The organism is Citrobacter sp. VF227, from assembly GCF_052950715.1.
Genome location: NZ_JBRFVF010000593.1, coordinates 1 through 438, shown reverse-complemented (window position 1 = coordinate 438; position 438 = coordinate 1). Strand labels below are relative to the sequence as shown.

The 438-nt window shown below is 53.4% G+C and carries 2 protein-coding genes; both read right to left on the bottom strand.

All coding sequences use genetic code 11. The features are described 5' to 3' along the window. The coding region (gene gp10 / locus ACU8YC_RS28060; RefSeq protein WP_446896404.1) for a capsid staple protein at positions 1-130 on the bottom strand (130 nt) is incomplete at its 3' end. Between the two features lie 51 nt (positions 131-181). Further along, the coding region (locus ACU8YC_RS28055) for a hypothetical protein (RefSeq protein ID WP_446896403.1) at positions 182-438 on the bottom strand (257 nt) is incomplete at its 5' end.

The window sequence follows — 438 nt, the reverse complement described above, 5'->3', positions numbered from 1 at the left end:
CACCTAACTTGCTGAGCGTTTCATTATCAAGGCTGATGCACAGCCCCCACGTATAATCAGCGCGGGTGTGCGTCTCCCCCTTCTCTTCCTGAAAACTATCGGTGCCGGTTTTTAGGTTTACCAGATCCATATCGGACTCCTGCAATAAAGGGGCCGAAGCCCCTTGTTTGATTAGCGAGGCTTAAACGCCAAGTTCTTTACGCTTATCTGCGATCTTCTCGCGGCGCGTTTCGGCTTTGGCGTTGTGCTGCGGTTTCTCGTTGAAGAGAAACTCATACTCTTCACGGAGCTTATCCAGACCATCATCAGCGCTATCCGCATCGTTCAGCGGCTCATGCTCATCAACGAGAACCGTTGGTTCGCCTTTGTGCTTTGCTTTAGCCTTTGCTGCACGTTCCGCATCGTTCAGCGGCTCCAGCGCCGTCGCCGCCTCACCGT